Here is a 21,454-nt window from a genome sequence, read left to right as displayed (position 1 = left end):
GGTAGGACGCCGCCGCGCGGCTAGCCAGCCGGTGCCGTCGTCACTTCGCCCGGGAGCTTGCGAGCCACGTCCGTCCTCGACCGCGCGCCCAGCTTCCGCAGCACCTTCGCCACGTGCTGCTCGACCGTGCGGGGCGAGAGGAACAGCCCGTCGGCGATCTCGCGGTTCGTCCGGCCCTCCGCCAGCATCCTCGCCACTTCACGCTCCCGCGGCGACAGCTCACTCCCGTAGCCCCGCCGCCCGCGTTGCGAAGGTGCCCACGCGCCGTGCTCCCGCAGCTGGTGACGGCACCGCCCCGCATCCCGGGTGGCGCCCAGCTGCTCGTACGCCTCGGCCGCCGACGTCAGCTCCTCGACGGCGTCGCGGTTGCCCGCCGCGAGCCGGCACAACGCCGCCCGCTCGCGCGTGCCCGTCGCCGGGTAGGGCATCGGCAAGGCCGCGTAGCCCGCCGCCGCCTCGTCGAACAACGTCGCCGCGGCCAGGTGCTTGCCCCGCGCTTCGAGCAGCACCGCGCGTCCGGCCACCAAAGCCGCCGCGGCCACCGGTGCGTCGCGGCCCTCGATCCCGCGGGCGAACGCCTCCACGACGCTGTCGGCCTCCGGCCAGCGTCCGGCCCGTGCGTACGCCTGTGCCGCCGCCGGGACCAGGGCCGCCGCCCAGATCCAGACGCCCTTGCGCCCGGCCGCGGCCACCGCCGTGTCGGCCACCGCGCACGCGCCCTCGACGTCGTCCGTCGCCAGCAGCACCGAGATCAGCACCCCGGCCGCCGAGAGCACCACCGGGATCGGGCCGCGGTCCGGCGCGTGCACGCTCGCCGCTTTCAGGTGCCGTTGCGCCGCCGCGAACTCGCCGCGCACCGCCGCCAGCCCGCCCAGCACCAGCGACGACTCCATGACGATCGGGCCCAGCTCCGGGTAGCTGTCGCGCAGCTGCTCGGCCGCTTCCGCGAGCCCGGACCAGCGCCCGCGCACCCAGTCCAGCCGGACGCGGGTGCCCTGGATCAGGCCGATCGCGTACAACGCGCCCGCGTCGGTCGCGCGCCGGACGCCTTCGGTCACCAGCCGGTCCGCGCGGTCGAGGTGGCCCGCCCACGACTGGCCGTCGGCGAGGTTGCACCACAGCCGGGCCAGCTGGACGCGCTCGGCGACCGTGCCGACCGTGTCGGAAAGCGCTTCGAACTCCGCCCACGCCGACCCGTCGCCGACGTGCGACGCGGCCGCGATGCGGTCCACGGTCAGCGCGAGCCGCAGCTCGGGGTCGTCGAGCCGGTCGTACACCTCGCCCGCGCGGGCGCGCCAGGTTTCGTGCCACGACAACGGCGTCAGCCCGTCGATCGGCTGCGCGAGCAGGGTGATCCCGCGCGCGGCGAGATCCGGGCGGTCGGTGAGCTCGCCGACCGCGCGCTCGACCTCGAGGCGGCCGCGGCCGAGCCCGCCGATGGTCCGGACCTGCAGCATGCCGAGGCTCAGCCGGATCGAGCCGCGGACCGACGGCGGCAGCGTCACCTCTTCGAGGACGCGTTGCAGCGTGCCGATGACGTCCGGGCGGAAGCCGCGCAGCGCGACCTGGCTCAGCTTGCCCGCCACGCGCCCGATGTCCGCCTGCGCCGGTCCGGGTTCGGCGAGCACGGACTGCAGGAGGTCGATCGCGCGGGACGTCTCGCCGCGGGTGATCGCCTCGTCGGCGGCCGCCTCGGCGTAGTGGCGCCACTGGTCGACGCGCCCGGCCGCGCGCGAGTGCCGGGCCAGCAGCGTGAGCGGCGGCGACGGCCGCGCGGCGAGCACGCGGATCGCCTGCGCGTGCAGCAACGCGCGCTCGGGCCCGCTCACCGTGTCGTAGACCGCCTTGCGCGCCAACGGGTGCCGGAAGCCGTACTTGCCGTCGCCGACTTCGCCGAGCACCCCGCCGGACAGCGCGGCGAGCAACGCCGTGCGGAGGGTGTCGTCGGTGAGCCCGGCCAGCTCGCCCAGCACGGCGGCTTCGGCGCCGACGCCGAGCACCGCGGCCGCGCCCGCGAGCCGGACGGCCTGCTCGGGCAGCGCGGCCAGCCGTTCGGTGACGGCTTCCCGCAGCAGCACCGGCACTTCGAGGTTCTCCAGCAACCGGTCGGAAAGGACTTCGCCGACCGGGAGCCGTTCGGCCGCTTCCTTCAGCGCCCGCAGCGTTTCCTCGACCACGAACGGGATCCCGGCGGTGCACTCGTGCAGCTTCGCCGCGAACTCGTCGGTGACGCGGGGCAGTTCGAGGATTTCGACGGCGAGCCGCCGCACCGCGGGGACGTCGAGCGCGCCGAGCGCGACGCGGGCGGAGTGGACGGCCGGGTCGGTGCGGAAGGGGGCACCCAGTGGCCCGGGACGCACGTCGGTGGCGGACCGGTAGGTGGCGACCACCGCCAGCTCCGGCGGCATCGACCCGGCCAGGAACCGCATGAGGTCGCGGGTGTCCTCGTCGGCCCACTGGAGGTCGTCGACCAGCACGAGCGTCGGCCCGCACGCCACCAGCAGTTCCCGCACCGCGCGGAAGACGCGGTGGCGCTCGGCGACCGGGTCGGCCAGTGGTTCGGGACGCGGGGGAAGCGCTTCCGCGAGTTCCGGCAGCAACGGCCGCAGCACGCCGGCGACCGGGCTGAGCGGCCCGAGCCGCGCGTCGCCGACCCCGCGAAGCGCTTCCAAGACGGGCCCGTAGGGGAACGGTTCCCGCAGCGGCTGGCAGGCCCCGGTGAGCACGCGGCCGTCCGCGAACTCCTTGCGCCGCCCGATCTCCGCGAGCAGCCGGGTGCGGCCCATGCCGGGTTCGCCCTCGATGAGCACGGCGGCCGGGCGCCGCTTGAGCACGTCGACGATCGCGTCGAGCTCGGTGTCGCGGCCGGTCAGCCGGGCGGGTCCCGACCGGACGCTCACCGTGGTGGGGCGGGGAGCCGTGAGCCACATACGACCTCCTCGACGCGCACCGGGGTTGTGCGCGGAGCCTAAGCAGGGCTCGACGCTCCGTAAACCATTAACGGAATAGGTGGTCGGTACGGCCGTCACACGTCCGCCTACCGGCTGTCACCGGTTTGCCACGGGATTCGCCGGTCCTGGGTCACAGCGCGTACGAAACCACGGCGATGACCCCGTTCCGGCCGGGCATCACGCGTTCCGGGGGAGGCGGTTGCTACTGAAAGTAGTTCACGGAAACCCTACTTAAGGACCTGTCCGACCGGGTGACGTTGCGCCGCGGGGAGCCCTTGGAGCAGGGGATTCGTCCGGAGTGAATGCGTATACCCATTCGCCGGGCGCCCGGATTGCACCGTAACGCCCACTGCGGGGACCCTCACCCGGGGGAGTACCACTGCGTGGCCGGTGCAGAGCCGCGCGTAACCACCTAGGGAGAAGCATGAAGATCGCCAGACTTCTCGGTGCCGCTGCCGCGACCGTGATGGCGACGGGCGCGCTCGCCGCGACCGCCGTCCCCGCGTCGGGCCAGGACCTGCTGAACCCGGACATCGTGCCCGCGATGCAGCGCGACCTCGGCCTGAGCCACGACCAGGTGCTGTCGCGGCTGAAGAGCGAAGAAGTCGCGAACAAGGTCACCGAAGCCGTGAGCGCGACGCTCGGCGCCGCCTACGGTGGCGCGACCTACAACGCCGCCACGGGCAAGGCGCACATCCAGACCACCGACGCCGCGCTCGTCGGCAAGATCCGCGAAGCGGGCGCGGAAGCGGAAGTCGTGAAGTTCAGCGCCCGCCAGCTCGACTCCACTGTGGACAGGTTCAAGGCCCTCGACGCCTCGGCTCCGTACGCGATCACCGGCTGGGGCGTGGACTCCGCCACCAACCGCGTCACCCTTTCCGTGCTGCAGGGCCAGCGCGCCGCGGCTGACGCGTTCCTCGCGCAGTCCGGTGTGGACAAGTCGTCGGTCACGATCCTCGACGCGACCTCGAAGCCCACGCTGCACGCCAACATCCGCGGCGGTGACGCCTACTACATCGGCGGCTCGTCGCGCTGCTCGGTCGGTTTCGCGACCACGACCGGCTTCGTGACCGCCGGCCACTGCGGCGCGCTGACCGGCGGCGGCTCGCTGACCGGGTCGAACGGCGCCTCGCTCGGCAGCTGGATCACCTACCGCTTCCCGGGTGTCGACTACGCCGCGGTCCGGACCAACAGCAACTGGACCCCGGTCGCGCAGATGAACAACGGGACCGCGGTGCGCGGGCAGTCGAACGCGGCGACCGGCTCGTCGGTCTGCAAGGCCGGCTCGACCACCGGCTGGACCTGCGGCACCATCGGCGCCAAGAACCAGAGCGTCCGCTACGCCGAGGGCACGGTCAACGGCATGACCGCGACCAACGTCCGCTCGGCGGCCGGTGACTCCGGCGGCGGCTTCATCGCCGGCAACTACGCGCAGGGCGTCCTGTCCGGCGGCAACACCAGCGTGACGTACTTCTACCCGATCGCCGGCGCGCTGTCGGGCACCGGCACCACCCTGAAGACCAGCTGATCCCAGAAACAGCGAAAGGGCGGGTTTCGAGTGCCTCCAGCGCACTCGAAACCCGCCCTTCGTCCTCGCCGCGGGATTGGGAGGTTCAGGGGTCAGACGTTGCTGATCTCCTCGATCAGCCCGTCGACGTCGAAGTGCGCGCTCTCTTCGCCGAGCGGCACCAGTTCGTAGGACGCTTCGAGGAACGTGCGGACGTCCTCGACCTCGAAGCTCGAACGACGCGTAGCCGTCCGGTGACTCGATTTCCAGGGTCAGGAAGTCTTCGTCGTCGGACAGGTCCGGGCGGATCCGGACGTCGCCGAGGCCGGCCGGCTCGTCGAGCCCGGACACGAGCAGGTCACGGGCGAAGGTCCACTCGATCCACCGGCCGCGCTCGGTCCGGAAGGAAACGGTGACCGCGAAGGGTTCGTGCGCGTGGTAGGAGAGGCGCGAGAGAACGGGCGTGGTGCTCTCGTTCAGCACCACGAACTGGCTCTGGTGTACGGCGTCGGTGTGCACGGCCCCTCCTGGAGTCTCGGGTGGTTCGCGCGGCGCGAACTGTTCGGCAAGGAGATGACCAGGGGCTTCCGCCATGACGGAGAAACTCTCACGTTCACTTGATCGGTTGCATCCGTCCATTGTGGTGTAACGCCGGGCACATACCCCTTGCGCTCACGCGACGACGGATGGTGACGGCGCTACGGCCCCAGCGGCAGGTTGAGCCCGACCTTGACCCGGTCCATGGCCACGCTGGTGGTGAAGTGCCGGACGTTCGGGTTGTCGAAGAACATCCGCCGGGTGAAGGCCTCGAAGCCCGCCATGTCGGGGCACGTCACGATCAGCACGAAGTCCGCGTTGCCGGTGACGTAGTAGCACTGCTGCACGCAGTCGTCGGCGAGGACCTGGCGGCGGAACGCGTCCAGGACCGCGAGGTTCTCCCGCTCCATCTCGACCATGACCACGAACGTCATGCTCAGCCCGAGCGCGTCCGGCGAGAGCACCGCGACCTCGCGCTCGATGACGCCCGCCTCGCGCAGCCGCTTGATCCGCCGTTGCACCGCCGCAGCCGAGAGGCCGACCTTCGCGCCGATCGTCTCGGCGATGGTCCGGGCGTCCTCCTGGAGGCAGGCGAGGATGGCGATGTCCAGCTGGTCGAGGTCGGGAGTCTGCACCTCAGCAGGCTAACGGGCACCCCCGACAATCCGCCTCCGATCACTCATCCGTGACGCCGCTCACTACTCCGTTCGAAGCGAAGATGAAACAACTTTCTGAGTGAGCTGGAACACAACTGACCGGTCTACCAGGGGGTAGCCCATACAAGTGGAAGACCAGCCGGTCGCCCGCCAACCCGCCGGCGTGGGGAGGCTTTCCCGTGCCCGCACCTGCCGCCGTGCTGACCGGAATCGGTTCGTGGCTGCCGACGAAAGTCCTGGGCAACCACGAGATCGCCGCCCGGCTCGACACCACGGACGAGTGGATCCGGACCCGCACCGGGATCCGCGAGCGCCGCGTCGCCGGGCCCGGCGAGTCCACTGTGGACCTCGCGGTCGAGGCGGGCCGGGAAGCGCTGGGCGGTGGCGGCGCCGACGTCGTCGTCCTCGCCACCTCCACCCCCGACCAGCCCTGCCCGGCCAGCGCGCCGCAGGTCGCCGCCCGGCTCGGGCTCGGTACGGCCGCGGCCTTCGACGTCAATGCCGTCTGCAGCGGCTTCGTCTACGCGCTGGCCACCGGCGCCGGGTTCATCGCGGGTGGCATGGCCGAGCGCGTGCTCGTGATCGGCGCCGACACCTTCACCACGCTCATCGACCCGGACGACCGCACGACCGTCCCGATCTTCGGCGACGGCGCGGGCGCGGTCCTGCTGCGGGCCGGGAGCGCCGACGAGCCCGGCGCGTTCGGGCCGTTCGACCTGCACAGCGAGGGCGACCACGCCGACCTGCTGTGGGTCGAGGCGGGCGGCGCCCGGAAGCGGCTGTCCGACACCCCGGCCGACCGGTTCCTCGCGATGCAGGGCACCGCGGTGTTCCGGCACGCCTGCGCGCGGATGGCGGAGTCGTCCCGGACTGTGCTTGATCGCGCGGGCTGGATGGTCGGCGACGTCGACCGCTTCGTCGGCCACCAGGCGAACATCCGGATCCTCCAGGCGACGGCGAAGCAGCTCGGCATGCCCGCCGACGCCGTCGTCGCCAACATCGACCGGGTCGGCAACACCAGCGCCGCGTCCATCCCGCTCGCGCTGGCCGACGCCCGTGCCGACGGCACCCTCGCGCCCGGCCACCGCGTCCTGCTCAGCGCGTTCGGCGCGGGCCTGACCTGGGGGTCGACGGTGCTGCGCTGGCCGGACCTGGGTCAGCCGTCCTGAGGTTCCGGGCCGGTCGTCCAAGTCGGCGTCGCCTCCTGGCGGCCGCGCAGCTCCAGCTCGCCGAGCTTCTCCCAGTGCGCGGCCTCGCTCGGCAGTGCCGCCGAGACGACGGCGTCGCTCGCGAGGATGCGTGACGGCGTCGCCTTCGCCAGCTCGGTCAGCCGCGCGGCCTCGTTGACCGCGTCGCCGATCACCGTGTACTCGAGGCGGCTGCTGGAGCCGAGCTGCCCGGCGAACACCGGCCCGCTGGAGACGCCGATGCCGAGGTCGAGCTCGCCGGTCTCGCGCACGGCGTCCCGGATGGCCCGGGCCGCGGAAAGAGCGGCGGTCGGCGCGTCCGCGAGCCGCGTCGGTGCGCCGAAGATGCACAACGCGGCGTCGCCCTGGAACTTGTTGACCAGCCCGCCGCGCGCGTTGACCGCGGAGACGACCGCGGCGAACAGCCGGTTGAGCTTGCCGACCAGCTCCTCCGGCGGGGTGCGGTAGGCCAGCGCCGTCGAGTCGACGACGTCGACGAACAACGCCGTCACCTCGCGGACGTCGCCGGAGAGCGAGGCGCCGTACTCGAGGGCGTGCCGGGCGACGTCGGCGCCGACGTGCCTGCCGAAGAGGTCCCGCATCCGCGCCTGCTCCCGCAGGCCGGCGGCGAGCTGGTTCACCGATGTCTGGAGCAGGCCGATCTCGCTGGAGTCGTCGACGTCGACGCTGACACCGGTGTTGCCGCGCGCGATCTCGTCGAGCGCGACGCGCAGCCGGTGCAGCGGCGCCGCGACCGCCCTGGCCAGCAACGCCGTGCCGATCGCGCCGACGCCGAGGCCGATCACCGACAGCATGATGAGGCTCGCCGTGTGGTTGCCGGAGCCGAGGTCGGGCGGGGTGGCGATGAGCAGGACGCCGACGAACGGGACGCCGCTGGCCAGCGCCCAGGTGACGACGAGCCGGGTCAGGACGGTCACCGGCAGCGAGCCACGCGGCGGGAGCACCTCGAGAGCGATGGTCATGACCGGCCGCGCGACCCATTCGGCGGCGAGGTAGGTGAGGCCGACGGTGGTCAGCCCGCCGAGCCCGATGACGGTCGCCATGCCGACGGCGTCGTCGACCGAGCCGAGCACCCCGGCGAGCACGCTCAGGACGGCCGTGCCGATGAGCCAGAGCGTGCCGCTGACCACGGCCATGTCGACGGGCAGCCGCAGCGCCCGCCGTGCCTCGCTTTCCGACGGCGGCCGCCCGAGCACGAACCAGATGGCGGTGCGCCGCTGCAGCCACGCCGTCCACAGTGTCCCGACGAGCAGCGAGAGAGCGACGATCCCGGCGGCGGTCAGCCCGAGCACCCAGCCCCGGTCGCCGACGTCGTTCGGCAGCCCCTGCAGCACGAGCAACAGGGCGACCACGCCGGACCCGGCGACGCTGGAGCCGACCCCCAGCCCGGCGAAGCCCAGGCTGGTGCGCAACACCACCCGGAAGTTCCCCACGGCGATCCTGCGCACGCTGGTGATCGTACGGCCGAAAACCCGTGGCCACCGCCGGTGCCCGGTCGTTACCGTGCGGATCATGGACCCACTCGGCCAGGACGAGATCCGGGCGTCCTTCGTGAACTGCACGCGCGGCGAGGCCAAGGGCGTCACGCTGCCCGCCCGGCCCGAAGAGATCCCGTGGGAGCGGCGGGAATTCCTCGGCTGGCGCGACCCGAAGGCGCCGTCGCGCGCGTACCTCGTGCTGCCGTACGGCGGGGAGGTGGTCGGGCTCGCGCTGCGCGGCGCCCCGGCGCCGAAGTCGCGGCTGCGCAGCAACGTCTGCGGCTTCTGCACCACGACCCACGGGCTCGCCGACATCACCCTGTTCTCCGGCAAGCGCGCCGGGAAGCTCGGCCGCGAGGGCAACACGCTCGGCATCTACGCGTGCGGGAACCTCGCGTGCTGCCAGTACGTCCGCGGGGAGCTGAAGTCCGACGTGCCCCAGCCGTACGAGACGCTCACGCTCGAGGAACGCGTCGCGCGCCTGGAGGAGAAGCTGCACAAGTTCGTGGCGCGCGTGCTGGAGTCCCGCTAGAAGCGGTACCGCACGAGGCGAGCCATCCGCGCGAGCGGCGGCACGTACTTCAGCAACCGGAGCTGGAACCGCGTGACGGGCCGCAGCCGGGCCGCGACCTCCGGCGTCGACCAGTGCGCGGCGTCCAAAGAGGACACCAGGTCGAGGCCGTAGCGCTCCAGCTCGTGCGGGTCGTCGATGCCCCAGTGCAGCGTCGCCTTCGCGCGCCGGACCGGGGTGTTCAGCTTCTGCGCCTTGATGCCCAGCTTGCTGAAGACGTCGCAGATCAGCTCGCCGGACGGGAACTTCGCGACCAGCCGGCGCACGAGCTCGGTGCCGTCCTCCGCGGTCAGGTACATCGTCAGCCCTTCGGCGACGACCAGCGCCGGACGGTCCGACGGCACCTGGTCGAGCCAGCCGAAGTCGGTCACGGACGAGCCGAGGTTCGTGTGGTTCGGCGCGTCTCCGTACAGCTTTTCGCGCAGCTCGACGACCTCGGGGTAGTCGACGTCGTACCAGTGGACGGTGTCCGGCGGGGCGAGGCGCTGGAACCGGGTGTCCAGGCCGCAGCCGAGGTGCAGCACGATCGCGTCGGGGTGCCGGGCCAGGTACTCGGCGGCCCAGTCGTCGATCGGCTTCGCGCGGAGGGTGACGCTCGCGGCGGAATCGCGGTTGATGCCGAGCTTGGCGAAGTCGTAGTCGATCTGCCGGACGGCGTCGTCGGCGGCCTTGTCGCCGAGGATCGGGGCGGCACTGCGGTAGTCGAGCGCGCGGCCGTACAGGGTGGCCAGGTTGGTGGCCTTCTCTTCGGTGAAGCGCACCTTCTCCATCACGACCCCCAAAACTTTCACAATGTTGTGAAAAGTCTAGCGCTCCTCGGGGTGCGCGGCGAAGTCGTGCGCGTAGGTCTTGGCGTCCACCAGGTGCTTGAGGGTCAGCTCCCGCGCGGCGGCCGGATCGGACCGGCGGATGGCGTCCAGGATGGCCCGGTGGTCGTCGACGGCCTTGCGGATCTGCCCGGGCAGCTTCAAAGCGGCCCGCCGTTCCTCGCCGACGAGGGCGAGCACGGACCGCAGCAGCCCGGCGACGTCGTCGTTGCCGGCGTTCTGCGCGATGACCCGGTGGAACTCGGCATCGGTGGCGATGACCCGCAGCATGTCCCCGTCCTCGGCGGCTCGCGCCATCTCGGCGACGTTGTCCTCGAGCCGGCTGACGGTCTTGGGGGTGGCGTGCCGGGCCAGCCGGTCGGCCAGCGTCGGCTCGACGGTCGCGCGCAGGTCGAAGAGCTTCTCGACGAGCTGGTCGTGCTCGGTGAACCAGGTGTGCAGCGGCTGTTCTTCCTGCTCACGCACGTAGGTCCCGGAACCGGCGCGGATCTGGACGTACCCGATGGAGTCGAGCACGCGCAGGGCCTGCCGAAGCGACCCGCGGCTGATGCCGAGGTCCTCGCACAGAACGCGTTCGGCGGGCAGCCTGCTGCCGGGCGGCAGCTCGCCGGAGTCGATCCGCGCCCGCAGCCGGTCGACCGTCGCGCTCCAGACCTGCTCGGTGTCCACACCGCCCATCCTCTCAGCTACATCGTCAATCCCGGGTCGGTGTCGACCCAGCGGTGGTCCGTCGCGCACAGCAGCCGGCCTCCTTCAGGTCAGCTGCGGCTTCTTACGCGCCGACCGCCCGCGCCGCTGCACCGCGGCTTCGCGATCTTGCCGGAATCGTCGGTGGTGGCTGTCATGATCAGGCCATGACGGCGAAGTTCAAGGACCTGGCCCTCGACGCGACCGACCACCAGGCCCTGGCGGACTGGTGGTGCCGGGCGCTGGGCTACGTCCGCCGCGACTCCCTGACCGGTGACGAGCGCCCGGACGACTGGCCGGTCCCGATCGTCGACCCGGCCGGAGAGGGGCCACTGATCTGGCTCAACCCGGTCCCGGAGCCGAAGACCGTCAAGAACCGGATGCACCTGGACGTCTTCGGTGACCGGGCGGAGCTCCTGGCGCTCGGAGCGACGTTGCTCCGCGAGCGCGGCGGCGACACCGAGTGGGACGTCATGGCCGACCCGGAGGGGAACGAGTTCTGCGTCTTCACCCCGCGGTGAGTGTCTGGCCTGCCACATCTGAGCCGTCCACGTCGCGGCGCCCGGCCGCCGATGCTTAGGCTCCGCACGTGAGTGCTTCATGACGTGGTGGCACGCGGTGATCGTGGTGATCGCCGGGATCTGGGCGGGCACCATCAACGCCGTCGTCGGGTCGGGGACCCTCGTGACCTTCCCCGTTCTCGTCGCGCTCGGCTATCCGCCGGTGACCGCGACGACGTCCAACGCGATCGGGCTCGCTCCCGGCACCCTCAGCGGGGCCTGGGGGTACCGGCACGAGCTCAAGGGCTACTGGCCGCAGACCGCGAAGTTCGCCGTCGCGTCCTTCCTCGGGGCCATCGGCGGCACCGTCCTGCTGCTCTCGCTGCCGAAGGACGCCTTCGAAGCCGTCGTGCCCGTGCTCGTCGGGCTGGCCGTCGTCCTCGTGATCGTGCAGCCGCGGGTGTCGAAGTGGGTCGCCGAGCGCCGCGAGCAGAACGGCACCGAGCACAAGCCCGGGCCGCTGCTGATGTTCTTCATCTTCCTCATCGGCGTCTACGGCGGGTACTTCACCGCCGCGCAGGGCGTCATGCTCATGGCCGTCATGGGGATGCTGCTGAGCGAGCCGCTGCAGAAGCTCAACGGCGTGAAGAACGTGCTCGCCGCCGTCGTCAACGTCGTCGCCGGGGTCATCTACGCCTTCGTGGCGCCGATCAGCTGGCCCGTCGTCCTCTGGCTGGCCGTCGGCTCCACCGCCGGCGGCTTCCTCGGCGCGAAGATCGGCCGGAAGCTGCCGCCGGCGGTGCTGCGCGGCGTCATCGTGGTGATCGGCGTCGCCGCCGTCATCGAGCTGGTGGTCAAGCAGTTCGCGGACTGAACTCGCGCGCCGCGGCGAGGAACAGGTCGTTCTCCTCGCGGGTGCCGATCGTCACGCGGACGCCGTCGCCGGCGAACGGGCGCACCACCAGCTTGCGGTCCAGCGCGTGCTCGGCGAACGGCACGGCCTGGTCCCCGAGCGGCAGCCAGACGAAGTTCGCCTGCGTCTCCGGCACCTGGTAACCCGCCGCGATCAGCTCGTCGCGGACCCGGCCGCGTTCGGCGACGATCTCCTTGCAGCGCTCCAGCAGCTCGTCCGCCGCGTCGAGCGACGCCAGCGCCGCGACCTGGGCCAGCATGTTCACCGAGAAGGCGACGTACACCTGGCGAAGCGCGTCCGCGATCGCCTCGGGCGCGACGGCGTAACCGACGCGAAGCCCCGCGAGGCCGTACGCCTTCGAGAACGTGCGAAGCACCATGACGTTGGGGCGCGTGCGGGTGTACTCGACGCCGTCGGGCACCTCGGGATCGGTGACGAACTCCTTGTACGCCTCGTCCAGCACGACCAGCACGTGCTCGGGCACCGCCGCCAGGAACCGCTCCAGCTCGGCGCGGCGCACGGCCGTCCCGGTCGGGTTGTTCGGGTTGCAGACGAACACCACGCGCGTGCGGTCGGTGATCGCCGCCAGCATCGCGTCGAGGTCGAGGCTCCTGGCCCTCGGTGATCGGGACCTTCACCGAGACAGCGTTCGCGACCTGCGTGACGATCGGGTACGCCTCGAACGAGCGCCAGCCGAAGATGACCTCGTCGCCGGGCGCGCACACCGCCTGGATCGTCTGCTGGCAGAGGGAAACCGAGCCGCAGCCGATGGCGACGTGCGCCACCGGCACGTCCAGCTCGCGCGCCAGCCGCTCGCGCAGGGCCTGCGAGCCGGTGTCGGGGTAGCGGTTGATGCCGGCCGCGGCCTCGGCGATCGCCGCCGCGACGCTCGGCAGCGCGCCGCCGGGCACCTCGTTGCTCGCCAGCTTGATCGCGCCTTCGATCGTCCGGCCGGGGACGTATTTCGGCAACGATTCGAGATCGGCACGCGGGGACACGGACGGCATCTTCGGCGCTCCTGGAAATCGACGGGACGACCCGGCCACCGTATCTTTTCCGCCCGCCGCCCCGCGACTCCCTTCAGGCGGTATGTGCCGGGCCGAGGTGCCACTATGGGTTCCTCCCGTTCACCTCCAAGTGATTGAGTGACGCCATGACGTCGACCAGCACCGTGGACTACCAGCGCACCGACGGCCGCGCCCTGCGCCTGACCTTCTCGGAGCCCGAAGGCGCGCTACGCGGCGGTTTGGTCGTGCTGCACGAGGCGGACGGGGTCACCGACGGCGTGAAGCTGCTGCTCGCGAGCCTCGCCACCGAGGGCTGGCTCACCGTGACCCCGCACCTCGAGAACGCCCGCCTGACGCAGCAGGACCTGCTCGACGCGACGGACATCACACTCGCCTGGCTCGTCGAGCGCGGCGTCCAGGCCGACCTGCTCGGGGTGATGGGCTTCGACCTGGGCGGCACCGCGGCTCTCGTCGTCGCCTCGCACCGCAAGCTGGGCGCCGCGGTCAGCGTCGGCGGCCAGCAGGCCGTCGAGCTGCCCGCGCTGGTCGAGATCGCCGGGCGGGTCACCAGCCCGTGGCTCGGCATGTACGGCGACGCGGGTGACGAGGCGGGCGGCGCCGAGGTCGAGCGGCTGCGCGACGCGGCGGCGTCGGCGAAGGTCGCCACCAACGTCGTCCACTACCCGGGCGCGAACCACCGCTTCGACGCCGACCCCGGCGCGGCGGCCGAGGCGTGGCAGCGAACCCTGAACTGGTTCGACGCGCACCTGCGGTAGGCGGGATTACCCTCGTGACGTGACGCACACCGCCGACGCCCCCGAAGTGCTCTGGCGCCCTGAGCCGAGCCACGTTGCCGACACCAAGATCGAAGCCTTCCGCCAGTGGCTGCGCGCCGAGCGCGGCGTCGAGGTGGACGACTACCGCGCGCTGCACGAGTTCTCGGTCGAACGCGGCCCGGACTTCTGGGCGGCGGTCGCGGACTTCCTCGGCGTCCGCTGGCACGACCGGCCGGGCGAGGTGCTCTCCGGCGAGATGCCGAACGCCGTCTGGTTCGAGGGCGGCACGTTGAACTACGCGGAGCACGCGCTGACCCCCGGCGTCGCGGGCGCCACGAAGGGCGACGACGAGACCGCGGTGATCTTCCACCGCGAAGACGGCTTCGCGGACCACCTGACGTACGGCGAGCTCCGGGCGCAGGTCGCCGCCGCGCGGGCGGCGTTGCTCGAGCTGGGCGTCGGCAAGGGCGACCGGGTGGCCGCGCTGGCGCCGAACTGCCCGCAGACCCTGGTCGCGTTCCTCGCCGCGGCGAGCATCGGGGCGATCTGGTCGTCGTGCTCGCCGGACTTCGGCGTCCGCGCGATCGCCGACCGCTTCGTGCAGATCGAGCCGAAGGTGCTCTTCGCCGTCAACGCCTACGCGTACAACGGCCGCCAGTTCGACATCCGGGGAACCATCACCGACCTGCAGCGGAAGCTGTCCTCGCTGGCGGCGACCGTGCTCGTCCAGTACGTCGGCGAAGGCCGGATGGACGGCACGCTCGACTGGGCCGGGCTGCTCGCGGAGCACGAGGGCGCGCAGCTCCTGTTCGAGCCGGTCGAGTTCGCGCACCCGCTGTGGGTGCTCTACTCGTCGGGGACCACCGGCCTGCCGAAGGGCATCGTGCACGGCCACGGCGGCATCACCGTGGAACACCTCAAGGCCCTCGCGCTGCAGACCGACCTCGGGCCCGGCGACCGGTTCTTCTGGTTCAGCACCACCGGCTGGATGATGTGGAACTTCCTCATCTCCGGCCTGCTCGTCGGCACGACGATCGTGCTCTACGACGGCAGCCCCGGCTACCCGGACCTCAACGCGCTCTGGCACCTGGCCGAGCAGCACCGCGTCACGTACTTCGGGACGTCGGCGCCGTTCATCCAGAGCTGCCTGAAGGCAGGCATCAAGCCCGCCGAGCGCTACGACCTCACGGCGTTGCGCGCGCTCGGCTCGACCGGGGCGCCGCTGAGCGTCGAGGGTTTCCGGTGGATCGTGAACGAGGTCGGGAAGGGCGTCCAGATCTGCTCGGTGTCCGGCGGCACCGACCTGTGCGCGGCGTTCGTCGCGTCGGCCCCGGACGTCCCGGTGTGGCTCGGCGAGCTGTCCTGCCCCGCGCTGGGCGCCGCGGTGAACGCGTTCGACGAGGCGGGCAACGCCGTCGTCGAAGAGGTCGGCGAGCTGGTGATCACGAAGCCGATGCCGTCGATGCCGGTGTTCTTCTGGAACGACCCGGACGGCTCGCGCCTGCGTGAGGCGTACTTCGAGATGTACCCCGGGTTGTGGCGCCACGGCGACTGGATCCGGATCACCAGCCGCGGCTCGGCGGTGATCTACGGCCGCAGCGACTCGACGCTCAACCGCGGCGGCGTCCGGATGGGTACGGCGGAGTTCTACCGGGTCGTCGAGGGCTACGACGAGATCGCGGACTCGCTGGTCGTGGACACCTCGGCGGCCGGGAACGAGGACGGTCAGCTGATCTGCTTCGTGGTGCTCGCCGACGGCGTCCGGCTCGAAGACGTCGAGCCGGCGCTGCGGAAGGAGCTCCGTAGCGCGCTGTCACCGCGGCATGTACCCGATCGGTTCGTCGTGGTTTCGGAGATTCCCCGGACGCTGAACGGTAAAAAGTGTGAGGTACCGGTGAAGAAGATCCTCGCCGGGGTGGCTCCCGACCGGGCCGTCAGCCGCGACGCGCTGGCGAACCCGGCGGCGTTGACACCGTTCGTGGAGCTCGCCGGGGGATAGAGGGGAAGCATGATCGTCCGCAACGGGTTGTACGGGTGGTGACGGGGACACGCGCGCAGATCACCTGGCAGGTGGCGGGGGCCACCACCGTGGGGGTGATCACCTGGGTGACCCGGCTGGCCGGACTGATGACGCTGGTGTCGGTCCTGGTGCCCGCCGGGCGGCGCAACCTGCGCGGCCACCTGTCGGAGTGGCTGGAGCTGCCGCAGGAGGCGACCGTCGCGGCGGCGACCGTGGCGCTGGTCACCGGTGTGCTGCTGGTGCTGCTGGCCGCGGGACTGCGCCGTCGCAAGCGCCGGGCCTGGCAGCTGGCGGTCGGCGCGACGGTGCTGCTCACGGTGTCGCACCTGGGGTTGAAGCACGTCTTCGGCGCCGGCCTGGTGTCGGTGGTGCTGCTGGTGGGCCTGATCGCGAACCGGCGGTTCTTCGTCGCGAAGCCGGACCCGGTGGTCGGGCGCTGGCGCGCGGTACGCGTGTTCCTGCAGCTGGCGCTGGCCGGGTTCGTGATCAACGTCATCCTGCTGTCGGTGGCTTCGCGCGCCGTCCTGGAGCCGATGAGCTTCGCCGACCGGCTGGCGGAGTCCGCGCTCGCGCTCGTCGGCGTCAGCGGGCCCGCGGTCTTCCACCAGATGTGGCTGGAGGACATGACCGCGGCGGTCGGCCTGCTGTTCGGCCTCGCCGCGGTGCTCGTTTCGGCGTACTTCCTGCTGCGCTCGGCCGAGCCGGCGCCGCGGCTGACCGACGACGAGGTCGACCGCCTGCGCAAGCTGCTGGACGAGCACGGCGAGCGGGACTCGCTGGGGTATTTCGCGCTGCGCCGCGACAAGTTCGCGGTGTTCTCGAAGACGGGCAAGGCGGCAGTCACCTACCGCGTCATCGCCGGGGTCGCGCTGTGCTCGGCCGACCCGCTGGGCGACCACGAGGCGTGGCCGGGCGCGATCGAGGAGTACCTGGAGGTCTGCCGCCGAAACGGCTGGGTCCCGGCGGCGATGGGCGTGTCCGAGCTGGGCGCGACGGTCTGGGCCCGGTTCGGCCTGGAGGTGCTGGAGATCGGCGACGAAGCCGTGGTCGACACGGCCGGGTTCACGCTGGAGGGCCGCATCATGCGCGGCGTCCGCCAGGCCGCGGCCCGCACCAAGCGGGCGGGCTACAAGGTCCTGGTGCGCCGCTCGGAGGACCTGCGCCCGGGCGAGCTGGCCGAGCTGGAGGCACTGGCCGCGAACTGGCGCGGCACGGACACCGAGCGCGGGTTTTCGATGGCGCTCGGCCGCATGGGCGACCCGGGTTCGGTCCTGGTGACGGCCGAACAGGGCGGCCGCGTCCGCGGAGTGCTCCAGTTCGTCCCGTGGGGTTCGCGGGGGCTGTCCCTGGACGTCATGCGGCGCGACCGAGCGGCCGACAACGGCGTCAACGAGCTGATGATCTCGGAGCTCCTCCTGGCGGCGGCCCGCCACGGGATTTCGCAGGTGTCGCTGAACTTCGCGGCGTTCCGCGCGTTGATGGAACAGGGGCAGCGCATCGGCGCGGGCCCGGTGGCCAAGTCGGCGGCGAAGGTTCTGCACTTCTTTTCGCGGTGGATCCAGATCGAGACGCTGTACAAGTTCAACGCCAAGTTCCAGCCGCGCTGGGTACCCCGGTACCTGGTTTACCCGGGCGTCCGCGAGTTACCCCGGGTGGGCATCGCGACGTTCGAGGCGGAGGGCCTCGGCGGACGCTCTCCACGCCTGCTCAGGCTGCTGCGACGCGCCTGAGGGGGGTGCCGTTCGGGGGTGATCGGGGGGTGTGTAACCTATCTGAGCAGTGGTCGTTGGGCCCAGGAGGCTTCGCCTAGTCTGGTCTATGGCGCCGCACTGCTAATGCGGTTGGGGGTAACCCCCCCTCCCGGGTTCAAATCCCGGAGCCTCCGCTGGTGCCCGGTTCGCCGGGTGCTAGGTTAGAGAACAACTGAACACGCGCCCGTAGCTCAGCTGGATAGAGCATCTGACTACGGATCAGAAGGTCAGGGGTTCGAATCCCTTCGGGCGCACGTCTGGTTGAGACAGCAGTACCGAGAAGCCCCGCCGGAAACGGCGGGGCTTCTCGCTGTCCTACGGTGCTCTCATGGACTCGCGGTGCAAGCACGACCTGCCGGAAGGCCAGTGCGCCGATTGCCTGCCGCCGCCACCCGGGGTGCGTCCCCACGGCTACCGCACCCGCGGTGGTTCGGCCTACCACAACGACCCGACGTGCGACTGGCTCCGGCGCGGCCAGCGCTTCGCCGCCGCCCGTGGCCGCGAGACGCACGAGGCGGTGCCGGTCGCGTGGGCGAGTGTCCGTCCGGGAACGCTGGAGCCGTGCGAGTACTGCTGCGACCCGGCGTGGTCGGCTCGCCGCCTGCCGGCCGTGGCCCCGGCGTCGGCACCCAAGCCGTGCCTCGTCCGTGACGGCGACCAGTGGTACCCGGGCCACCTCTCGTGGGAAGCGGCGCCCCGCGAAGACGGCTTGTGGTGGGCGAAGGTTCGGTACCGGCGGGACGGACAGGAACTGACCGCGGTCCGCAACCAGCACGCCGTGCGGCCGAGGGAATGAGCTTTCCGTAACTGGACTGGACCAGTGAACGGGCCCGGTTCGCCGGTGCCCGGCACTCTCCGTGGTCTCTCTTCCGTAATTGGTCTGGACCACGTAGTGTCTTCGCAAACGGCGCGAAACACCTGGTCCCCGCCTGCGGTGTGCGCCGTCCCGTACTGGCTCAAGGGAGAGCAATGTCCAGAAAGAGATGGCACCTCCTCGGTCTGTTCACCGCGGTCGGCGCGCTCGCGGTCGGCCTCGTCACCGTGCCGGCCAGCGCCGCCGGTGGCGTCAGCGCCAGCTTCACGAAGGGCTCCGACTGGGGCACGGGTTACGAAGGCAAGTACACGATCAACAACGGCTCAGGCTCGACGCTCGCCGCCTGGACGGTCGAGTTCGACCTCCCGTCCGGCGCGAAGATCTCGTCCCTGTGGGACGGCAGCTACACCGCGTCCGGCCAGCACGTCACCGTCAAGAACACCTGGAACGGCAACGTCGGCAACGGCTCGACCGCGAGCTTCGGCTTCAACGTCGCCTACTCCGGCACCTACTCCGCGCCCGCGAACTGCAAGCTGAACGGCGGCTCCTGCGACGCCGGCGGCGGGACTCCGACGACGACGCCGACCACGCCGACCACCATCCCGACCACGCCCACCACCCCGCCGACGACCACCACGCCGCCGCAGACCGGCAGCATGAAGAACGTCGGCTACTTCGTGCAGTGGGGCGTCTACGGGCGCAACTACCATGTCAAGAACATCGAGACTTCGGGCTCGGCCAGCAAGCTGACCCACATCAACTACGCCTTCGGCAACGTCACGAACGGCCAGTGCTCGGCGAACGACGACCCGTACGCCGACTACCAGAAGACCTACGACGCCGCGGGCAGCGTCGACGGCGTCGCCGACACCTGGGACCAGCCGGTCGCGGGCAACTTCAACCAGCTGCGCAAGCTGAAGAAGCTGCACCCGGGCCTCAAGGTGATCTGGTCGTTCGGCGGCTGGACCTACTCCGGCGGCTTCGGGCAGGCGTCGCAGAACGCCGCCGCGTTCGCGCAGTCCTGCTACAACCTGCTGAAGGACCCGCGCTGGGCGGACATCTGGGACGGCATCGACATCGACTGGGAGTACCCCAACGCGTGCGGCCTTTCCTGTGACACCAGCGGTGCCGCGGCCTACAAGAACCTGATGTCCGCGCTGCGGGCGAAGTTCGGCTCGTCGTTCCTGATCACCTCGGCCATCTCCGCCGACGGCAGCAACGGCGGCAAGCTCGACGTCGCCGACTACGCGGGCGCCGCGCCGTACGTCGACTGGTTCAACGTCATGACCTACGACTACTTCGGCGCCTGGGCCGCGCAGGGCCCGACGGCTCCGCACTCGCCGCTCACGTCGTACTCCGGCATCCCGACCGCCGGGTTCTACTCCGACGCCGCGATCCAGAAGCTGAAGAGCAAGGGCGTCCCGTCGAGCAAGCTGTTGCTGGGCATCGGTTTCTACGGCCGCGGCTGGACCGGCGTCTCGCAGAGCACCCCGGGCGGCACCGCGACCGGGCCGGCACCCGGCACGTACGAGCAGGGCATCGAGGACTACAAGGTCCTGAAGAACAGCTGCCCGTCGACCGGCACGATCGCCGGCACCGCGTACGCCAAGTGCGGCAGCAACTGGTGGAGCTACGACACCCCGGCGACCATCGGCGGGAAGATGTCCTACGCCAAGCAGCAGGGTCTCGGCGGCGCCTTCTTCTGGGAGCTGACCGGCGACACCACGGGCGGCGAGCTCATCACCGCGATGAAGAACGGCCTGTCATGAGGCGCCGGTGGTTGCCCGCACTCGGGCTGGCGGCCGCGGCCGCCACGATCGGCGCGATGTTCGTGATCGCCCCGGCGAACGCGGCGGGCGGCGTGTCCGCGACCTTCTCGAAGGGCTCCGACTGGGGCACCGGGTACGAAGGCAAGTACACGATCGCCAACGGCTCGGGCTCGACGCTGCCGTCGTGGACGGTGGAGTTCGACCTGCCGAGCGGCGCGAAGATCTCGTCGCTGTGGGACGGCAGCTACACGGCGTCCGGCCAGCACGTCACGGTGAAGAACACGTGGAACGGCAACGTCGCCAACGGCGGTAGCGCCAGCTTCGGCTTCAACGTGGCGTACTCCGGCTCGTACGTCGCGCCGTCGAACTGCAAGCTGAACGGGGGTTCCTGCTCCGCCGGGGGCACACCCCCCACGTCCACGACGCCTCCTACGACGACGACCCCGCCGACGACGACCACACCGCCCCCGCCGGGTGGCCGTGGTGCGCCGTACCTGTACATGGGCTGGGGCAGCCCGCCGAACCCGCAGACGGTGATGAACGCGACCGGGATCAAGTGGTTCACCATGGCGTTCATCAACGCCAGCGGTGGCTGCAACCCGGCGTGGGACAGCAGCCGTCCGCTCTCGGGCAGCGCGGACGCGAACGCGATCGCGCAGATCAAGGCGGCGGGCGGCCAGGTCGTCCCGTCGTTCGGCGGCTGGAGTGGCAACAAGCTCGGGCCGAACTGCTCGACGCCGGCGGCATTGGCCGGTGCCTACCAGCAGGTGATCAACGCGTACGGGCTGAAGGCGATCGACATCGACATCGAGAACTCCGACGAGTTCGAGAACGAGGCCGTGCAGGACCGGATCCTGGGCGCGCTGAAGATCGTCAAGCAGAACAACCCGGGGATCCAGACGATCCTGACGTTCGGCACGTCGACGACCGGCCCCAACTACTACGGCAACCGGCTCATCGACCAGTCGAAGGCCCTGGGCGCGAACGTGGACGTGTACACGATCATGCCGTTCGACTTCGGCGGCGGCGCGAACATGTACAACAGCACGGTCAGCGCGGCGAACGGCCTGCGGGACAAGCTCAAGTCGACGTTCGGCTGGAGCGACGCCACGGCGTACGCGCACCTGGGCATCTCGGGCATGAACGGGCTGTCCGACCAGCAGGAGCTGACGGACCTGTCGACGTGGACCCAGATCACGAACTGGGCCAAGTCGAACAAGATCGCCCGCCTGGCGTTCTGGTCGGTCAACCGCGACCGGGGCTGCCCCGGCGGCGGCGTCCAGTCGGCGTGCAGCGGTATCGCCCAGAACGACTGGGACTTCACGAAGGTGACGGCGGGCTTCTGACGTCGTCGTGAAAGCGGCCTCCTTGCCGGCTCCCCGGGCCGGCAAGGAGGCCGTTCGCGTATCAGGTGGCTCGCGGGATGGCGGGGAAGATCCTCGCGGCAGCGGACACGCCCCTGCTCCTACGAGGCCGATCGGC

The 21,454-nt window shown here is 71.1% G+C and carries 16 protein-coding genes, 2 tRNA genes and 2 pseudogenes; 13 read left to right on the top strand and 7 right to left on the bottom strand.

What is annotated here, in order from left to right; translation table 11 throughout:
* Nucleotides 1–20: 20 nt before the first annotated feature.
* Complete coding sequence (locus QP939_RS12200; RefSeq protein ID WP_285456861.1) at nucleotides 21–2,930, bottom strand: ATP-binding protein; 2,910 nt, start codon at nucleotides 2,928–2,930, stop codon at nucleotides 21–23.
* Between the two features lie 445 nt (nucleotides 2,931–3,375).
* On the opposite strand from QP939_RS12200, the gene QP939_RS12195 reads away from it, so the two are divergent.
* Complete coding sequence (locus QP939_RS12195) at nucleotides 3,376–4,479, top strand: S1 family peptidase (RefSeq protein ID WP_285456859.1); 1,104 nt, start codon at nucleotides 3,376–3,378, stop codon at nucleotides 4,477–4,479.
* 92 nt (nucleotides 4,480–4,571) lie between these two features.
* Here QP939_RS12195 and QP939_RS12190 read toward each other — a convergent pair.
* A pseudogene (locus QP939_RS12190) lies at nucleotides 4,572–4,977 on the bottom strand (SsgA family sporulation/cell division regulator).
* Nucleotides 4,978–5,156: 179 nt separating this feature from the next.
* Entirely contained in the window at nucleotides 5,157–5,630 is a 474-nt protein-coding gene (locus QP939_RS12185) for an Lrp/AsnC family transcriptional regulator (RefSeq protein WP_285456858.1), read from the bottom strand.
* Nucleotides 5,631–5,830: 200 nt separating this feature from the next.
* Here QP939_RS12185 and QP939_RS12180 point away from each other — a divergent pair, with 200 nt between their 5' ends.
* The gene (locus QP939_RS12180) at nucleotides 5,831–6,820 is read left to right on the top strand and encodes a beta-ketoacyl-ACP synthase III (protein WP_285456856.1); all 990 of its coding nucleotides are present in this window, start codon (nucleotides 5,831–5,833) and stop codon (nucleotides 6,818–6,820) included.
* Here the strand turns inward: QP939_RS12180 and QP939_RS12175 are convergent.
* A complete protein-coding gene (locus tag QP939_RS12175) occupies nucleotides 6,808–8,307 on the bottom strand; it encodes an adenylate/guanylate cyclase domain-containing protein (RefSeq protein WP_285456854.1) in 1,500 nt (499 codons plus the stop codon). The two genes, QP939_RS12180 and QP939_RS12175, sit on opposite strands and share 13 nt — an antisense overlap.
* Before the next feature lie 64 nt (nucleotides 8,308–8,371).
* On the opposite strand from QP939_RS12175, the gene QP939_RS12170 reads away from it, so the two are divergent.
* Entirely contained in the window at nucleotides 8,372–8,869 is a 498-nt protein-coding gene (locus QP939_RS12170) for an FBP domain-containing protein (RefSeq protein WP_285456853.1), read from the top strand.
* On the opposite strand, the gene QP939_RS12165 is transcribed toward QP939_RS12170, so the two are convergent.
* Together QP939_RS12165 and QP939_RS12160 are read right to left on the bottom strand one after the other, a co-directional pair.
* Complete coding sequence (locus QP939_RS12165) at nucleotides 8,866–9,678, bottom strand: class I SAM-dependent methyltransferase (RefSeq protein ID WP_285456852.1); 813 nt, start codon at nucleotides 9,676–9,678, stop codon at nucleotides 8,866–8,868. The two genes, QP939_RS12170 and QP939_RS12165, sit on opposite strands and share 4 nt — an antisense overlap.
* A 36-nt stretch (nucleotides 9,679–9,714) precedes the next feature.
* A complete protein-coding gene (locus QP939_RS12160) occupies nucleotides 9,715–10,404 on the bottom strand; it encodes a FadR/GntR family transcriptional regulator (protein WP_434219645.1) in 690 nt (229 codons plus the stop codon).
* 185 nt (nucleotides 10,405–10,589) lie between these two features.
* Here QP939_RS12160 and QP939_RS12155 point away from each other — a divergent pair, with 185 nt between their 5' ends.
* Together QP939_RS12155 and QP939_RS12150 are read left to right on the top strand one after the other, a co-directional pair.
* Nucleotides 10,590–10,943: a VOC family protein gene (locus QP939_RS12155; RefSeq protein ID WP_285456849.1), complete on the top strand. Its 354-nt coding sequence runs from the start codon at nucleotides 10,590–10,592 to the stop codon at nucleotides 10,941–10,943.
* A 79-nt stretch (nucleotides 10,944–11,022) separates the two neighbouring features.
* Nucleotides 11,023–11,796 (top strand): sulfite exporter TauE/SafE family protein, encoded by a 774-nt coding sequence (locus QP939_RS12150; RefSeq protein WP_285456847.1) that lies wholly within the window; start codon nucleotides 11,023–11,025, stop codon nucleotides 11,794–11,796.
* On the opposite strand, the pseudogene hisC reads toward QP939_RS12150, so the two are convergent.
* Nucleotides 11,777–12,842: pseudogene (hisC, locus tag QP939_RS12145) on the bottom strand (histidinol-phosphate transaminase). The gene QP939_RS12150 and the pseudogene hisC sit on opposite strands and share 20 nt — an antisense overlap.
* 146 nt (nucleotides 12,843–12,988) lie before the next feature.
* Between hisC and QP939_RS12140 the strand changes: the two are divergent.
* From QP939_RS12140 to QP939_RS12105, 8 genes are all read left to right on the top strand, one after another.
* Nucleotides 12,989–13,618 carry a dienelactone hydrolase family protein gene (locus tag QP939_RS12140; RefSeq protein ID WP_285456845.1) on the top strand — a complete coding sequence of 210 codons (630 nt, stop codon included), beginning with the start codon at nucleotides 12,989–12,991 and terminating at the stop codon, nucleotides 13,616–13,618.
* 19 nt (nucleotides 13,619–13,637) lie between these two features.
* Nucleotides 13,638–15,617, top strand: a complete 1,980-nt coding sequence (locus tag QP939_RS12135) for an acetoacetate--CoA ligase (RefSeq protein ID WP_285456843.1) — start codon at nucleotides 13,638–13,640, stop codon at nucleotides 15,615–15,617.
* Nucleotides 15,618–15,652: 35 nt separating this feature from the next.
* On the top strand, nucleotides 15,653–17,368 hold the full coding sequence (locus tag QP939_RS12130; RefSeq protein ID WP_285456842.1) for a phosphatidylglycerol lysyltransferase domain-containing protein: 1,716 nt from the start codon (nucleotides 15,653–15,655) through the stop codon (nucleotides 17,366–17,368).
* A gap of 65 nt (nucleotides 17,369–17,433) precedes the next feature.
* Nucleotides 17,434–17,523: transfer RNA gene (locus tag QP939_RS12125), tRNA-Ser, on the top strand.
* Nucleotides 17,524–17,569: 46 nt separating this feature from the next.
* A tRNA-Arg gene (locus QP939_RS12120) sits at nucleotides 17,570–17,643 on the top strand.
* Nucleotides 17,644–17,717: 74 nt separating this feature from the next.
* A complete protein-coding gene (locus tag QP939_RS12115) occupies nucleotides 17,718–18,185 on the top strand; it encodes a hypothetical protein (RefSeq protein ID WP_285456841.1) in 468 nt (155 codons plus the stop codon).
* 173 nt (nucleotides 18,186–18,358) lie between these two features.
* A complete protein-coding gene (locus QP939_RS12110) occupies nucleotides 18,359–19,972 on the top strand; it encodes a glycosyl hydrolase family 18 protein (RefSeq protein ID WP_285456840.1) in 1,614 nt (537 codons plus the stop codon).
* Nucleotides 19,969–21,318 (top strand): cellulose binding domain-containing protein, encoded by a 1,350-nt coding sequence (locus QP939_RS12105; RefSeq protein ID WP_285456839.1) that lies wholly within the window; start codon nucleotides 19,969–19,971, stop codon nucleotides 21,316–21,318. The genes QP939_RS12110 and QP939_RS12105 overlap by 4 nt, the downstream gene beginning before the upstream one ends.
* Nucleotides 21,319–21,454: the final 136 nt, after the last annotated feature.

The sequence above is a fragment of the Amycolatopsis nalaikhensis genome, assembly GCF_030264295.1.
GTDB classification, from domain to species: Bacteria; Actinomycetota; Actinomycetes; order Mycobacteriales; family Pseudonocardiaceae; genus Amycolatopsis; species Amycolatopsis nalaikhensis.
Note: the sequence above shows the minus strand (reverse complement) of the source record. Positions and strands in the feature narration are given on the sequence as shown.

Bases quoted from the DNA above. Each gene is read 5' to 3' on its own strand.
- QP939_RS12200 (WP_285456861.1), bottom strand. From the start codon at position 2,930: ATGTGGCTCACGGCTCCCCGCCCCACCACGGTGAGCGTCCGGTCGGGA.
- QP939_RS12195 (WP_285456859.1), top strand. From the start codon at position 3,376: ATGAAGATCGCCAGACTTCTCGGTGCCGCTGCCGCGACCGTGATGGCG.
- QP939_RS12170 (WP_285456853.1), top strand. From the start codon at position 8,372: ATGGACCCACTCGGCCAGGACGAGATCCGGGCGTCCTTCGTGAACTGC.
- QP939_RS12165 (WP_285456852.1), bottom strand. From the start codon at position 9,678: ATGGAGAAGGTGCGCTTCACCGAAGAGAAGGCCACCAACCTGGCCACC.
- QP939_RS12155 (WP_285456849.1), top strand. From the start codon at position 10,590: ATGACGGCGAAGTTCAAGGACCTGGCCCTCGACGCGACCGACCACCAG.
- QP939_RS12150 (WP_285456847.1), top strand. From the start codon at position 11,023: ATGACGTGGTGGCACGCGGTGATCGTGGTGATCGCCGGGATCTGGGCG.
- QP939_RS12140 (WP_285456845.1), top strand. From the start codon at position 12,989: ATGACGTCGACCAGCACCGTGGACTACCAGCGCACCGACGGCCGCGCC.
- QP939_RS12115 (WP_285456841.1), top strand. From the start codon at position 17,718: ATGGACTCGCGGTGCAAGCACGACCTGCCGGAAGGCCAGTGCGCCGAT.
- QP939_RS12110 (WP_285456840.1), top strand. From the start codon at position 18,359: ATGTCCAGAAAGAGATGGCACCTCCTCGGTCTGTTCACCGCGGTCGGC.
- QP939_RS12105 (WP_285456839.1), top strand. From the start codon at position 19,969: ATGAGGCGCCGGTGGTTGCCCGCACTCGGGCTGGCGGCCGCGGCCGCC.